This window comes from Pseudarthrobacter raffinosi (assembly GCF_023913835.1).
Taxonomy (GTDB): domain Bacteria; phylum Actinomycetota; class Actinomycetes; order Actinomycetales; family Micrococcaceae; genus Arthrobacter; species Arthrobacter raffinosi.
The window spans coordinates 1-14,362 of record NZ_JAMXBG010000018.1 but is presented as its reverse complement, the minus strand read 5'-3'; the positions used below and the strand labels follow the sequence as shown (position 1 = coordinate 14,362).

General features: G+C 62.7%; 16 protein-coding genes. 8 read left to right on the top strand and 8 right to left on the bottom strand.

Annotated features, from left to right (window positions below):
* Nucleotides 1-2: 2 nt before the first annotated feature.
* The 8 genes from NG697_RS16110 to NG697_RS16075 all read right to left on the bottom strand — a co-directional run bounded on the left by NG697_RS16110 (nt 3) and on the right by NG697_RS16075 (nt 8,706).
* Nucleotides 3-1,025, bottom strand: coding sequence for a TAXI family TRAP transporter solute-binding subunit (locus NG697_RS16110; protein WP_252600367.1), 1,023 nt, complete (start codon nt 1,023-1,025; stop codon nt 3-5).
* Between the two features lie 61 nt (nt 1,026-1,086).
* Nucleotides 1,087-1,728: a carboxymuconolactone decarboxylase family protein gene (locus NG697_RS16105; protein ID WP_252600365.1), complete on the bottom strand. Its 642-nt coding sequence runs from the start codon at nt 1,726-1,728 to the stop codon at nt 1,087-1,089.
* Nucleotides 1,721-2,494, bottom strand: coding sequence for an SDR family NAD(P)-dependent oxidoreductase (locus NG697_RS16100; RefSeq protein ID WP_252600363.1), 774 nt, complete (start codon nt 2,492-2,494; stop codon nt 1,721-1,723). The genes NG697_RS16105 and NG697_RS16100 overlap by 8 nt, the downstream gene beginning before the upstream one ends.
* 97 nt (nt 2,495-2,591) lie before the next feature.
* Nucleotides 2,592-3,272 carry a GntR family transcriptional regulator gene (locus NG697_RS16095; RefSeq protein ID WP_252600361.1) on the bottom strand — a complete coding sequence of 227 codons (681 nt, stop codon included), beginning with the start codon at nt 3,270-3,272 and terminating at the stop codon, nt 2,592-2,594.
* Nucleotides 3,273-3,297: 25 nt separating this feature from the next.
* Complete coding sequence (locus NG697_RS16090) at nt 3,298-6,216, bottom strand: FAD-binding and (Fe-S)-binding domain-containing protein (protein WP_252600359.1); 2,919 nt, start codon at nt 6,214-6,216, stop codon at nt 3,298-3,300.
* 231 nt (nt 6,217-6,447) lie between these two features.
* On the bottom strand, nt 6,448-6,861 hold the full coding sequence (locus tag NG697_RS16085; RefSeq protein ID WP_252600357.1) for a nuclear transport factor 2 family protein: 414 nt from the start codon (nt 6,859-6,861) through the stop codon (nt 6,448-6,450).
* A gap of 224 nt (nt 6,862-7,085) precedes the next feature.
* Nucleotides 7,086-7,502 (bottom strand): CBS domain-containing protein, encoded by a 417-nt coding sequence (locus tag NG697_RS16080; RefSeq protein WP_252603565.1) that lies wholly within the window; start codon nt 7,500-7,502, stop codon nt 7,086-7,088.
* 175 nt (nt 7,503-7,677) lie between these two features.
* The gene (locus NG697_RS16075) at nt 7,678-8,706 is read right to left on the bottom strand and encodes a LacI family DNA-binding transcriptional regulator (RefSeq protein WP_252611060.1); all 1,029 of its coding nucleotides are present in this window, start codon (nt 8,704-8,706) and stop codon (nt 7,678-7,680) included.
* Between the two features lie 255 nt (nt 8,707-8,961).
* Here NG697_RS16075 and NG697_RS16070 point away from each other — a divergent pair, with 255 nt between their 5' ends.
* The 8 genes from NG697_RS16070 to NG697_RS21410 all read left to right on the top strand — a co-directional run.
* The gene (locus tag NG697_RS16070) at nt 8,962-10,332 is read left to right on the top strand and encodes an NAD(P)H-dependent oxidoreductase (protein ID WP_252611061.1); all 1,371 of its coding nucleotides are present in this window, start codon (nt 8,962-8,964) and stop codon (nt 10,330-10,332) included.
* A gap of 124 nt (nt 10,333-10,456) precedes the next feature.
* The gene (locus NG697_RS16065; RefSeq protein ID WP_252611063.1) at nt 10,457-10,768 is read left to right on the top strand and encodes a putative quinol monooxygenase; all 312 of its coding nucleotides are present in this window, start codon (nt 10,457-10,459) and stop codon (nt 10,766-10,768) included.
* Nucleotides 10,768-11,304: a gluconokinase gene (locus NG697_RS16060; RefSeq protein WP_252611065.1), complete on the top strand. Its 537-nt coding sequence runs from the start codon at nt 10,768-10,770 to the stop codon at nt 11,302-11,304. The genes NG697_RS16065 and NG697_RS16060 overlap by 1 nt, the downstream gene beginning before the upstream one ends.
* Before the next feature lie 140 nt (nt 11,305-11,444).
* Complete coding sequence (locus NG697_RS16055) at nt 11,445-11,720, top strand: recombinase family protein (protein WP_252611067.1); 276 nt, start codon at nt 11,445-11,447, stop codon at nt 11,718-11,720.
* Nucleotides 11,721-11,922: 202 nt separating this feature from the next.
* Nucleotides 11,923-12,156: an Abi family protein gene (locus NG697_RS16050; protein ID WP_252611069.1), complete on the top strand. Its 234-nt coding sequence runs from the start codon at nt 11,923-11,925 to the stop codon at nt 12,154-12,156.
* Nucleotides 12,157-12,257: 101 nt separating this feature from the next.
* Nucleotides 12,258-13,079 carry an Abi family protein gene (locus tag NG697_RS16045; RefSeq protein WP_256471180.1) on the top strand — a complete coding sequence of 274 codons (822 nt, stop codon included), beginning with the start codon at nt 12,258-12,260 and terminating at the stop codon, nt 13,077-13,079.
* 668 nt (nt 13,080-13,747) lie between these two features.
* On the top strand, nt 13,748-14,038 hold the full coding sequence (locus tag NG697_RS16040) for a transposase (RefSeq protein WP_252614656.1): 291 nt from the start codon (nt 13,748-13,750) through the stop codon (nt 14,036-14,038).
* A 53-nt stretch (nt 14,039-14,091) separates the two neighbouring features.
* The coding region (locus tag NG697_RS21410) for an IS3 family transposase (RefSeq protein ID WP_256473035.1) at nt 14,092-14,362 on the top strand (271 nt) is incomplete at its 3' end.

Here is a 14,362-nt window from a genome sequence, read left to right as displayed (position 1 = left end):
TGCTAGCTTCCGGACTTGTCGAAGTACGCCTTCGAACCTGGGCAGGCGTCCACGAACTCAACCTTCCCCGCGGTGGCCTTATCCATCTCGCCGGCTGCGGGGTGGACCTTGATCAAGGCCTCTTTGTTGTCAAAGAGTGCGGTGGTGATGTCCTGCTGGAGCTGCTTGTCCATTTTCTTGCTGGCGACCAGGATGTTCGGCGAAGCGATCGCCGGGACCGCCTCGGTCTGTCCTTCGTAGGTGTTGGCCGGGATGTCCTGCTCCACGTAGTAGGCGCCGTATTTCTCCGCAAGGGGTTTGGCGTACTCCCCGATTGAAAGCAGCTTCATGTCGCCGTCGCCGGCCAGGTCGATCAGCGCGCCGGTGGGCAGCCCTCCGGACCAGAATCCGGCGTCGATCGTTCCGTCGCGCAGCGCAGCGACGGTCTCCGCCGCGCCGAGTTGGCGGCGCTGGATGCCCGACTTCGGGTCAATTCCGGCGGCCTCAAGGATGCGCAGCGCCGCTACCTCGGTGGCGGAGCTGGGCGCGCCGACCGAGATGACTTTGCCCGCCATGTCCTTGACGTTCTGGATTCCCTTGTCGTTTACGGTGACGGCCTGCATAAAGTTGTTGTAGATGTTGCCAAGGGAGCAGACCTCCTGGGGCTTTCCCGCGAATTTGCCCTCGCCCTTGACGGCATCGGACACCACGTCGCCCACTGAGAAGGCGAGCTGTGCGGACCCGTTCTCGAGCAGCAACATGTTGTCCACGGAAGCGTTGGTTTCCTGCACCGTGGCGTCATAGCCCTTGATGTTGTCCCGGATCACAGTTGCAAAGCCGCCGCCCAACGGATAATAGACCCCGCCGGTGCCGCCCGTCGCGATGGACAACATGCCTCCCTGGCCGGCTGTGCCCCCGCCGCCGCCACCGCCGCCGCTGCTGGGGGCGGGGCTGCCGCACGCGGAAAGGAAAACTGCCGGTACAAGGACAGCTGCTGCGCACAGGCGGCGCATGCGCCTCCGGGCAGTGATGTTCATAGCAATCATGGTTGTATCTCCCTGTTTTTGATCATGCTGTTGGCTGGGTGGGCGTCAATTGGCTTGGCGGTCAAGTGGCCTGGTGCAGGGGTTCTCCGGCGGCGGCTGGTGGAACGGGAACATCTCCGGCGGCGAGGATGCCTGCCAGCAGGCGGTAATAGCCCACCAGCACCGAAAGCTCCGTAATGCCACCGTGTCCGAAGTGTTCAAGGGCGGCAGCATGCACGTCCTCGTCAACGGCGGTGCCTCGCAACAGGGAACGCGTCAAACTCAGCGCCGCGCTTTCGTCCGCAGACAAGGTGTCCGGGACATCGCCGTCGTGCAGCTGCTTCAGCTCGGTGCCGTTGATGCCAACGGTCGTGGCGACCAGGCTGTGCGCGTACCACTCGTAGGCGGACTCCAGCTCGGCGGCGACGGCGCAGATCACCAGCTCCCGGGTGCGGGCCGGCAGCGACCCGTCAAAGCGCAGGACGGCGCCCAGGGCCTGTACCGCGTTTCCGATCGCGGGCGAGTACAGCAGCGCGTTGAAGGGGCCGCTGAGGCGTCCGTTTTCGTCGACAATGGAAAACGGCCCGTTTCCCCTCGGTGGGCCGGCGATGACCCCGTACAGATCGCGCTGCTGGTTCGAGAGTTCATGCGGCATGAGGAGCGGGAAGCGGCCGCCCAGCCCGGAAGCGTTGGATCCGGCTCCAAGGTGGTTCGATTCACACAAGGGTCCTGCCCCCGTCCACGTACAGGACATGACCGGTGACAAACGCCGCCTGCCGGGAAGACAGGTAGAGCACAGGACCGGTGAGGTCATCCACCGTCCCGAGCCGGCCGGCGGGGACCATTGAGGTGTAGTGTTCGCGAACCCCGGGGCGATCCAGATGCATCCTGGTAAGTTCAGTGTCCACGTAGCCGGGGGCGATGGCGTTCACCGTTACTCCGTGGGCGGCCCACTCGCGGGCCATGACCCGGACCAGCTGGTTGATGCCGCCCTTGCTGGCCGCGTAGGGGCCGTGGTCGGGGTGCGCCAGGAGGCTGGAGACCGACGAGCAGTAGATCTGGCGCCCGAAGCCGGCCTCGACCATGACGCGGCCGGCTGCGCGGCCGAGTCGGAAGGCGCTGGTGAGGTTGAGCTCGAGGATACGGTTCCAGTCCTCATCCGCGGTTTCGAGAATCGGCACCCGGTGGTTGACGCCAATGGAGTGCACCAGGATGTCCAGTCCGCCGAGCCGTTCCTGGGCCGACGCAACGGCATCCTCACAGCCCTCCGTGGACGTGAGGTCAACCCGTTTGGTGGCCACGCCCGGACCAAGGGCAGCCAGCCGGGACTCGTCGCGGTCAACCGCGAGTACGCTCGCCCCGGCTGCCACGAACTCCCCAATGCAGGCACTCCCGATTCCGCCGGCGCCGGCCACCAGGACGCGGGCGCCGTTCAACCCGAGCCAGTCGTTCACGGAGGCCACATCCGTGTGGAGGGTCGCGTCACTCATGGGTAGAAATCCGCACCATTGCGGTTAATTGAAAGACCATTTGGATAATGTATCCAATATCACCCCGAACTGTAACCGGCGTCACACAATCGTTACGTTATGGGCGGCTCGGGGCTTCCAAGAACGTGCGGAGGGCGTCCACGGCATGCTCGCGGTGTTCGTCCATCAGGGCGACGAGCAGCCCGACGTCCCCGTCCGCATAGGCCTGGACGATGCCGGCGTGTTCGCGTTCCACTGTGGCCCGATTGTGTTCCGCCCCGTAGTAGACGAACCGGTAGGCCTCGGTCGCATCCCACAGGACCTGAACGATCCGCTCCAGGCGCGGCATCTGGGCCGCTGCCAGCAGTTCGAAGTGAAACCGCCGGTTCGCCTCGGTCATCTTCAGCAGATCACCGGCCGCGCTGGCCGCTTCAACGTCACGGGCGGACGCCCTCATCGCTGCGAGTACACCGTCACTCCGGTTTCTGACAGCAGCCTGCGCGGCCTCCGCTTCCAACAACTGCCTGAGCCGGTAGACCTCCAGGAGGTCCGTGAGCGACAGGCTGGCGACTTTGTGCCCGCGGTGCGGCTCGTAGACCACCTGGCCCTCGCTTTCGAGGACCTTGAATGCTTCGCGGACGGGAACCCTGCTGACGCCGAACCGCTCGGCGAGCGTGTTTTGACGGAGCGGCTCACCGGGCAGGAAGTCCCCCGCGATGATTGCGCGCCGCAGCTCGGCAAGGACGAAAGCTTGAGCGGTGGGAGGGCGCCTAAACTCTTTCGCGGCGTCCTCGCTCATCCCGTCACCGCAAACGCATCTGCTTTCACACCTGAATCCTAGCTGGCGGGCTTCCGCCGCCGTCCTCGTTCCCGCCGGTCGCACCCCCGCTGTGGTCCGAAGCCTGTCGCCGCCCGGCGCGCAGGGCGTCGGCGATGACTTGGACCAGGTGCCGGCTCTCCAGCCCGGCCAGGTCGCGGACCTGGGTGCGGCAGGAGAAGCCGTCGGCCATGATGCCGTGATCGGGAAGGGCCTCCGCCTTGGCGAGAATCCCCCTGCGGGCGATGTTCTCGGACACGTCGTAGTGCCCTTTTTCCATGCCGAAGTTGCCAGCCAGTCCGCAGCAGCCGGCTGACGTTTCGACGTCACATCCCATGGCTGTCAGCAGGGCTTCATCGGCCGCGTAACCCATGACGGAATAGTGGTGGCAGTGCGGCTGAACGAGGAGCTTTTCCACGGCGAGCGGTGGAGTCCACCCGATCCCGGCCAGGAGTTCAGCGACAGTTCTCACGGCAGCTGACACTTCCGCGGCGCGGGGATCGTCGGCCAGGAGTTCCACCAGGTCCGAGCGCAGCGTCGCGGTGCAGCTGGGCTCGAGACCAACCACCGTCCGGCCGTCCCGGACGTGCGGCAGAAGGAGGTCTACCGTTGCGCGGAGCTTCGCTTTCGCGGCCGTCAGCTGGCCTGTGGAGATGAGAGTCAGTCCGCAGCATGCACCGGGGCCGGCAAGCTCGACATCGCAGCCTGCGGCCACGAGAACTTCGACGGCGTCGCGCGCCACCTCGGGCGCCAGTGCGTCGGAGAACGAATCGACCCAAAGCAGGACTTTGTGTCCCCCTTTCCGGCCATGGCTGCGGTTCCGGCCTTCTTGCGTTCGTCTGAACGGAGCACGGGGCAGCGGCGGAAGGGACCGGCGGAGGTCGGCCCCCATGAGCGCCATGATGGTCTTGCGCAGCACCGGAAGGCGTCCGGCGAGGTTGACCAGGGGTGCCGCCGGGGCGGAGAGGCGCAGCCACTGGGGAAGGCGCCCCAGCGTGTAGTGGCTCAGCGGGCGTATTCGTCCCTTGTAGGACTGGTGCAGGGTTTCGGACTTGAACATGGCCATGTCGATGCCGGTGGGGCAGTCGCTGGCGCAGGCTTTGCAGCTGAGGCAGAGGTCGAGCGCGTCATGCACTTCCGGTGAGGACCAGCCTAGAGTCACCACACCGCCGTTCAGCATCTCTTGGAGTACCCGGGCCCGGCCGCGGGTGGAGTCTTTCTCCTCGCGGGTTGCGGTGTAGGACGGACACATGAAACCGCCCTGTGGGCCCAGGTCCGCGCGGCATTTTCCGACCCCTACGCAGCGGTGCACGGCTTTGGTGATGTCGCCGTCGTCGTGGGCGAAGGCGAATCCGTCACTGGCGCGCAGGGACAGTGCCTGGGGTCGGCGCAGGTCAGCGTCGAGGGGCGACGGCCGGACTACGACGCCGGGGTTGAACATGTCCTCCGGGTCAAAAAGAGCCTTGAAATCGCTCATGGCCCGAAGCGCTGCGGGGCTGTACATGGTGGGGAGCAGTTCGGAACGCGCCCTGCCGTCGCCGTGCTCACCCGAGAGCGATCCCCCGTGCGCGACTGCCAGGGCCGCGGCGCGCTCGAGGAAGCGGCGCATGAGCACCCCGTCGCTGTCCAGCGGGAAGTCGAGGCGGACGTGCACGCACCCGTCACCGAAGTGACCGTAAGCCAGGCCGGAAAGCCCTTCCTCATCCATCAGTTGTTCCAGGCCGCGCAGGTAGCTGCCCAGCCTCTCCGGAGGCACGGCAGAGTCTTCCCATCCCGGCCACGCCTGCTGACCTGAAGCGGTGCGGCCGGCCAGTCCGGCCCCGTCCGCCCGGATCTGCCAGAGGCGGGTGGCTTGAGGGCCGGCCGGCAGCACGATGGCAGCATCAGCACTGGAGGCGGAGACCAGATGTTCGGCTGACGCGATGGCTTCTTCAGCCGTGGCGCCGCCAATCTCGGCCATCAGCCAGCCGCCTCCTGCGGGAAGCGCCGGGACACTGGCCGGGCCGTGAGCCCGCCGCACGACGTCGACGAGCTTCGCGTCCAGCCCTTCCAGTGCCAGTGGGCGAAAAGGGAGCAGCGCCGGAACATCGTCGGCCGCGGTGGCCATATCCGCGTAGCCAAGCACAGCCAAGGCAGGGGCCACCGCCTGCGGAACCAGCCTGAGTTCTGCCTCGAGGATCACCCCGCAGCTTCCTTCTGTGCCGGTCAGGGCAGCCGCGAGGTTTTGGCCCTTCTCGGGGAGCAGGTGCTCCAGGGAGTAACCCGAGATCTGTCGACCGAATCGCCCGAATTCGGTCCTCAAGACGGCCATGTTTTCCGCCACGAAGGCTGCCAGCCCCGGCACGGCCTCCAAGGCGTGCGGGCCGGAGCCTGCGGTGACAATGTCACCCGAACCTGTCAGCCAGGTCATTGACACAACGTTGTCCGCGGTGCGCCCGTAGGAGAGTCCGTGCGGTCCACAGGCGTTGTTTCCGATCATGCCCCCGAGAGTGCAGCGCATAGCTGTCGAAGGGTCCGGACCGAACCGCAGCCCAAACGGGGCGGCCGCATTCTGAAGGTCACTGAGCACCACCCCGGGTTCCACAACCGCGGTGGCCGCTTCGGGATCGATAGCAAGGATGCGGTTCATGTAACGCGAAACGTCCAGGACCATGCCCGGGCCGATCGCGTTCCCGGCGCAGGAGGTGCCACCGCCGCGCACGGTCACTGGCATGCGGTGCTTCCGTGCGATTGCCACTGCCTCCTCGACGTCCCGGCGGGTCCTGGGAAGCACCACGATTTCGGGAACCACCCGGTAGTTGGAGGCATCGGTGGCGTATTGCGCCCGTGCCAGCGAGGAGTCATCCGCGGTCCCTTCGAGAACCGCGCGGAGCTCGGCGACAATCGCGTGCGTGGGTTGTTGCGGGATCGGTATATTCAGGGTCACGGCGGAAATGCTCCTCATTGGGCCGGTATGGTGCTGTTCCTTCGTGCGGCCTCCGTCAGCACTGTAACCGTGTTGGCGCGCGCTGTGTCGGACACCGGAGTGAAAATCTACTCCGTGGCGGCGGGCTTGGGTGACCACCTCTGCACCGGCTTCGCTCGGCATAGCCCCTCATATGCAAGCTGCGGTCGGCTGACGTCCGCAGAAGCAGAAAATCCGTCCGGGAGGACGGGCTTACGACGTCCCCTTGGTCATACGGTCAATCTGCGCCTCAATGCCACCAGCGTCGCGCACAACTTCCGTATAGATCCGGCCGGCGCGGAACCTGCCGTCCAAGACTTGGAAGATGTTGACCCCCACGAACTCCATGACCGTCCCGTCCCGGCGGGTTCCCTGCAGGCCCCACTCCATCCACACCTCGTCGCCGTCCGACACCGTCCGGACAATCTTCGCCGTGAGGTCAGGCAGGTCCCTGAGCAGTTTCTCGAGATTTCGCCGCACAGCGTCTTGGCCTTGGACGGATTCCCCGCGTCGCGCGGGAGCTTGGTCAATGTAGGCCCTATCGAAGCAATCCACCGCGGCTTCCAAGTCATGTAACGACAAGGCCCTAACCCACCGTTGCGCCACTGCCTCCGGATCGATGCCCATGCACTCAATGCTGGAGCTCCGGCGCCGGTTTGGCAACCGCCCGAACGTGCGGGGGACATCGAGGAAGATCGAACTGCCAAGGACAGCGTCCAAGATGCAGAACGTCTGTCCTGGGTCGTCCCTGAACGGAAATCAGATCCATCGGTCTAAAGGTACCTGCATGCTAGTCGGACGACGGCGGGAGGCGCCCGCCGTCGTCCCCTTTCTGTTTGTCAGGCGTCGATTCAGTAGAAAGAGATGAGCTCGACAAGCTCCCCGACCCTGTCCTCGGGGTAGTTCCGGGCAATGTCTGCCTGGCTGAGAATGCCAACCAGGTCGTGGCCGTCGATGACCGGCAACCTACGCACCTGGTGCTCCCCCATGGTCCTGATCGCTTCCTCGATGGAAGCGTCCGCACCGATGGTCACCGGCTTGCCCTGGCCAAAATCCCCGGCCTTTGCCGTTCGCGGGTCACCACCTTCCGCGAAGCATTTGATGACAATGTCGCGGTCCGTGATCATGCCCTTAAGCCGGTTGTCCTCCCCGCAAATCGGCAGGGCGCCGACGTTCAGCTCCTTCATCTTCCGAGCGGCCGCTTCCAGCGATTCGTTTTCACCGATGCATTCAACGCCGCCGGTCATAATTTCACGTGCTGTGGTCATGGCATTCTCCTCATACGATCCGAATTGGACTTCTAGAGCTGCTGGCCCGTAGGCCCGTTGTCCTCGACTTCGCCGCGCCAGGATGGAAGATCGCGGTGCCCAGTGGAACCGGTACACTTTTGTACCACGGGCCGGGCGCGGCTGTAAACCTTTTGAGTCGGATCTAAGTCTGAAGTTACTTCGAGAACTGCAGCCGGGCAACGCTGGACCGCTCGACCAGTTCGGCGGCGACCCGTATGACGGTGGGTTTTCCCGACGATTTTCCCTGGGTGTTGGCCAGGGCCAGTTGCACGGAGTGCCGGGCGAGCAGATCTATGGGTTGCCTGACAATTGTCAGGGCCGGGGTCATGAGTTCGGTCCAGGGAGAATCGTCGAAAACGATGACGGACAGCGTCCCGGGGATGTCGATTCCGGCGTGGGAGAGGCGCCGCAGAACCTCGGTTACCTGTGCGGTGTTTGCTACCACCAGAGCCGTGGGCGGGTCCTCGATGCTGAGCAGCGCCGATGCCGCATCTCCTCCGGCCGGGCCGCGGAACGCGGCGTGCCGGATGAGGAGTTCGTCCTGTTCGAGGCCGGCTGCTTCCATGGCTTGCCGGTAGCCGGCAATTCGGTCCCGTCCGGTGGTGGAGGACGCCGGTCCGGAAATGATTCCGATGCGGCGGTGGCCATGCGCCGCCAGCAGCGCTGTAGCGGACCGGGCAGATTCAAAGTTGTCGATGCTCACAACGTCAACCTCAGGAAGCGACGGTATTGAACGGTCGACAAAAACCACATCAGTCCCCAGGTCCTGAAGCTGCTTCCAGATCGCCACGTTGTTGCCGGTCGGCGTCGCGATAATCCCACTGACCCTGCGCTCGATCAGGGTCCCCAGACGCTCTGACTCCAACTGGTCATCCTCCTGCGTGGTCATCAGCAGCACCTGGATTCCGCGCGAGTGCGCCTCCTGCACCACCTGGTCGGCAAGGCGGGCGAAAAAGGGGTTGGAGACATCCGCGAGCAGCAGCCCCAGGGTAGTAGGCGGACCGTACTTGAGCTCCCTGGCTGCCGTGCGGGGGTGATAGCCCAGGTTCTTCATCACGTCGTTAACTCTGCTGCGGGTAGCTGCGGCGACGGGACCTGACCCCGGGTTCAGCACCCGGGAGACGACTGCAACGGACACCCCGGCCGCCTGGGCAACATCGCGGATGGTCGGTTGTTTCTGCACGCCTACTCCTTGCCTGGCACTTCCTGGACATCTGGGAACCTTTTTACCCTAGGGCTTGACCTTGGGCCTATCCCTGTGAAATAAAAGTGTACCGGTTCCACTTATTTTACCTTAGTTCAGTCCCGCTTGTTCTGCAGCCTCATTACCTAGGGCAGCAAGCCGCAAGGTTAAAAGTAGAGCCCCAAAAGCTGCGGTCAATCCCAGACCAGCCCGCATCCCTTCCGGAACAGTGCCGTATCCCTTGAAAGGCAACCCATGAATCTGCATAAACTTCTGTCCCAGCGTGAGGCCGACGGAAAGCCCATCCGGGTCGGCCTGATCGGCGCCGGGCGCTACGGGACGATGTACCTGGCCCAGGCAAACAACATTCCGGGCATCCACGTCGTCGCCATCGCAGATATCAACGTCAAGCGCGCTGAAGGTGCTTTCGATCTCGTTGGATGGCCCAAAGACCAGATCGCGTCCGACATAGCAACCGCTCTAAGGGATCGGTCCACTGCGATCGTGGCCAACGCTGACGAGCTTTTCGACGTCGACATTGACATCATCGTGGAAGCCACCGGCAACCCCATCGTTGGTGTCAAGCATGCGCTGCGTGCCATTGAAACGAAAAAGCACGTCATCATGGTCACGGTTGAAGCCGACGCGTTGGCAGGGCCCGCTCTTGCCAAGCGGGCAGAAGCAGCCGGTGTTGTCTACTCGATGGCGTACGGCGACCAGCCGGCCCTCATTATGGAACTTGTCGACTGGGCCCGCACCAGCGGATTCGACGTCGTTTGCGCCGGCAAGGGCGCCAAATTCCTTGAGCACTATCACGAGATGAACCCGGATAACGTGTGGGAGAACTGGGAATTCTCCAAGGAGCTCACTGATTCCGGGCAGCTGAACCCCAACATGCACACCTCCTTCCGGGACGGCACCAAGGCCGCCATCGAGATGGCCGCCGTCGCCAACGGGGCAGGACTGGTCCCCTCTGACACCGGGCTGACGTTCACGCCGGGAGACGTGGAGGAAATCGCCTCAATCTGCCGCCCCGCCGACGTCGGAGGAGCCCTCGCACACGAAGGCACTGTCGACGTCATGTCCAGTGTTAACCGCGACGGCACCTGGATCCCCCATAACACCCAGGAAGGCGTTTTCGTCGTCGTGAAAGCCACCAACGCCTACGTCTCCGGCTGCTTCAACGAATACCCCTGGCACCCGGACCCCACCGGCCAGTACGCCGCCTCGTACCGCCCCTACCACTACGTCGGCCTGGAACTGAACGTATCCATAGCCAACGCCGTCCTCCGCGGAATCCCCACGGGATCGCCCATCGGGTTCTTCGGCGACGTTGTAGCCACCGCCAAGAAAGACCTTAAAGCCGGTGAATTCCTTGACGGCGAAGGCGGATACACCGTGTGGGGCCAACTCGTTTCCGCGAAGCACTCCGTCACTACCGGTGCGCTGCCGGTCGCGCTGGCCCACCACGTGGAACTGCGCAATGACGTATCCAAGGGCGGGATCGTCCGCTGGGAAGACGTCATCATGGACGACTCGCTCGCCCAGGCCCTCGAACTGCGACGCGAAACCGAGGCCCTTGCCCTTGAGACGTGGACCCCGGGAAACCCGGCCACACTCAGCTAAGTCTGAAGGACACCCTGCGGATGTTCGTCGCGGACCGACGGACTTCGACCGCCGGTCCGCGCCGCGTCCCCCAAGGACCCTCCCACGCCCTCAAAGGCACCCTCAAAGCAAGGAGAACCTCACCATGACCATCGTCGTCACCGCTGCTTTCAGCCCCAAGGAAGGCGCCTTCGACCAGGTCGTCGCCGCCCTCTCCCCCGCAATCAGCGAAGTGCACCAGGAACCCGGCTGCCTGCTCTACGCGATACACGAAGCCCCAAACAACCAGATCCTCATGATCGAAAAATGGGAATCAGCTGCGCTGCTCGACGCCCACGGCCAAGGTGAACCGGTCAAACGCCTGAACGTCTCCCTCGAAGGCCTGCTGGAAAAACCCGTCGTAGTGACCCGGCTGGCGCCGATCCCCGCAGGAACAGCACAACAAGGAACGCTGTAGTGCATAGCCCCATCGTCGTCATGGGCGTCTCGGGCGCAGGCAAGACTGCCGTCGGCGCCGCACTGGCAGCCCGGCTCGGGGCAACCTTCAAGGACGCTGACGACCTGCACCCCTTGCCGAACGTCGAAAGGATGACAGCTGGCATACCGCTCACAGATGAAGACAGATGGCCCTGGCTACGCCTGGTCGGCGCAGAACTCGCCGCCCAGCACCCGCACGGGATCGTCGTTGCCTGCTCGGCCCTCAAACGCGCCTACCGCGACGCCATCCGCGAAGCCGCTCCCTCCACCAGGTTCATCCTCTTAAAGGTCGACCCTTCGATACTGAAGGAGCGGCTGGTCCAGCGCCCAGGACACTTCATGCCTCCATCCCTCCTCACCTCACAACTGGAGACACTCGAGACCCTTGAAACAGCCGAAGCCGGAATGACCGTGACATCCGAAGGCGGCATCGAAGCACTCACCGATCAGATTCTCGCAAATCTGCGCCAAGTACATCTCGCAGTACCGGCCGGTACCGATCAGAACGAAAGATGAGTTTCTAATCCGACGCCCCCGGGCGCCTTGGTACGTCAACTCAAGTACACCCCAACCTGACGAACGAGGTTCCGAAGCCTTGACTTTCTTCTCGAGCGAGCCTAGAACTCAACCTGACAGAACGATGGGTGGAGGCATAGGTGGCTGGACAGCGAATCGGGTACGTACGAGTAAGCACTCTGGACCAAAACGAGAAACGCCAGCTCGAAGGCCAGGTTCTGGACCGCGTCTTCACCGACAAGGCATCCGGCAGGGACACAGCCAGGCCACAACTCACCGAACTGCTACGCAGCGGGGTTCCGAAAGTCGTTCTTGCTCATGATTACGGGATTAGCAGGGAGACCGTTTACCAGTACCTGCGCCAAGCCAAGCAAGCGGGGAGCCCTCCTCCTGCAGTGTCGCCCGCCATTCTGTAGCTTGACTGCCCAAGTCTCACGTATTCACATGTGCTGGCGCTCCTGCTTCGGCAGCACTCCGTGCGTATGTTCTCTGCTTTCAAACGACGCTCATACCACCCGCCTAGCGCGATGAATGTGTTAGATTCTATTTATCAGACATCGCCCCCCTCTGAGCCTCGGCTCAAGGGGGCGATTTTCATTGTGCGACAATCGATGCAGCGTGGAGTATACGAAGGAATTCAAAGAGCGCGAGGAGCTGCTTCAACAGCTCGAAGACCGTGGCCTCGCGATTCCTGACCGCGCCGAGGCGCTCAACTTCCTCACACGCGTCGGCTACTTCCGCTCCGGCGCGTACCGATACGTCTTCCGGAGGCTGCTCCCGCCGGACAAGATCGATGCTCGCCTGCACCAGTACCGGTCAGACGACTACATACCTAGGTGCGTGGGTCAGTAATGGTAACTCGTTGATGAATCCTACAAATTTATCGCCGGAATGCATCAAATCAGTTTCAAATCTTGTAGGTTTTCACCACAAAAAATCGGAAAAATCGACTACTGACCCACGCACCTAGTGCGAGCATCGAGCACGTCGTGAAGCTGGAAGCATTCGACTTCAAGTTGGCCCGAATCTGCCAGGAAGGCCTGCTTGAATTCGAGGTGCGCTTGAGGGCGGCCATCGCCCATACGCTCGCCTCGAAGAACGTGGCAGCTCACGCATCCAAAGAATTTTTGGATGCGCAAAGCTGCGATAAAGCAGCCGGCGAGCACACAAAGTTTGACGCATGGACGAAGACCTGGCGGGAAGCTGTTACTTCCGGTGCAGAAGACGAGGACTTCATCAAGCACCACCTGTTGAAATACCCGGAACAAGATGTGCCCATCTGCGCCGTCACTGAAGTGTTGAGCTTCGGAAATTTGCCATTCCTCTACGACCTCATGCAGACCCCGGACGCGCGCTCGGTCGCCCGCATGTTCGGATTCGCCCACCCCAGCCGCTTCGGTGCGGTGTTGCGTATGATGGTGGATTTTCGAAACACGTGCGCCCACGGCTCGCGTCTTTTCAACCGCGCGTTCAAAAGGCCACTCTCACTCCGCGAACACGACACTGCCAGCGAGCTCCTGGCGCACTTGCTCGAACCCGGCTTCACGGTCACGCCCAAAGCGCATCAAAGGCTCTATATCTACGCCGCCGTCCTGGCCTTCATGCTCAGATCTCACACGAGTGGCACAAACTGGCACCTGACCTTCAAGACGCAAATCAGAAAACTCGACATCAAGCTTCAAGCACCGGACGGTTCCGAACTCATCTCACCAGATGTGAGTATGGGCTTTCCCGCCCGTTGGTCAGACTTGGACCTATGGAAGCCCAAGCCCTGAACCTGGTTCGCAGTGACGGTGACCCTTGCGAATAGAACTGGCACCCCGGCGCTCTTAGGTTAACGAAAGGCCGTTATCGGCGCGCCAGGAATTAGCAGGGGGGCGTGGAGGACGTCTAGGTGCGTGGGGCAGTAATGGTAACTCGTTGATGAATCCTACAAATTTATCGCCGGAATGCATCAAATCAGTTTCAAATCTTGTAGGTTTTCACCACAAAAAATCGGAAAAATCGACTACTGACCCACGCACCTAGAAAGGGGTAGGCTGAGGCGTCATTTGGTGCAATGAGCTCCGGCAAAAGTATGTGTTTTTCGGTCAGTAGGGAGTTCCGGTGGGCAGGTCCCATTCGTAGCGCGCAAAAGCCACCTTCTCGCCTTACTTTTCGGCCATTTCCCGTGACCAGGGCCCTTCGGGCGCTAGCCACAGAACTGAGTTGTCCGGCCCCTGTCGTTCGGCCGCCCCGCAGCGAACGGCTGCCGGAGAACGAGCGCCCGACGGGCCTAGAGTCCGCGGCCAGGGTTGTTCCGACGATCACCACCCTCCTGTTCCGCCGTTCAGGTCTTCTAGAATGGCGGGCCCACCTACTTAATTTGTTTTCACGCAAACTTATTCAGGGCTTCTCTGAGGTGTACTACTGATGTGAGACACAGTTTGAAAGGATTGTGCCCATGTCTGCTCGACCAACCTATTCCGATGAGTTCAAGGCTGATGCCGTTGCGCTGGTGATTTCCTCGGGACGTTCGCCGGCTTCGGTTGCGCCGGAGCTGGGGATTTCTGTAACCGCCCTGAAGCGGTGGGTGCGGCTGCATAATGAGGGCCAATCGGAGGGCGGGGGCAAACCGGATGATCCGGTGGATCCGGCGAGATACAGGGCATTGGAAGCCCGGCTGCGTGAAGTCGAGAGAGAAAATGACTTCCTAAAAAAAGTTTCAGCGTTCTTCGCCAGAGAACAACGGTAGAGGATCTCTACCGCCTTGTTCAGGAGAAGAACGCGCAGTTCCCCGTCCAGTGGATGTGCGGGCGGCTGGGTATTTCCAGGGCGTCGTATTACCGGTGGCTGGCCGCGGAAGAGTCCCCGACGGCGACCCGGCATCGGGAGCTGACAGAACACGTAAAGGTCATGTTCGATTCCTCCGACGGGTGTTTCGGGCACCGTATGGTCCATACGAAACTTGCCGCCGCCGGCATCGGGGTATCGGTGGGAACTGTGGCGGTCATCATGGCGGAGAACGGCTGGGCCGCGAAGCGGATGCGGGCGTTCAAGCGCACGACGATTCCCTCTG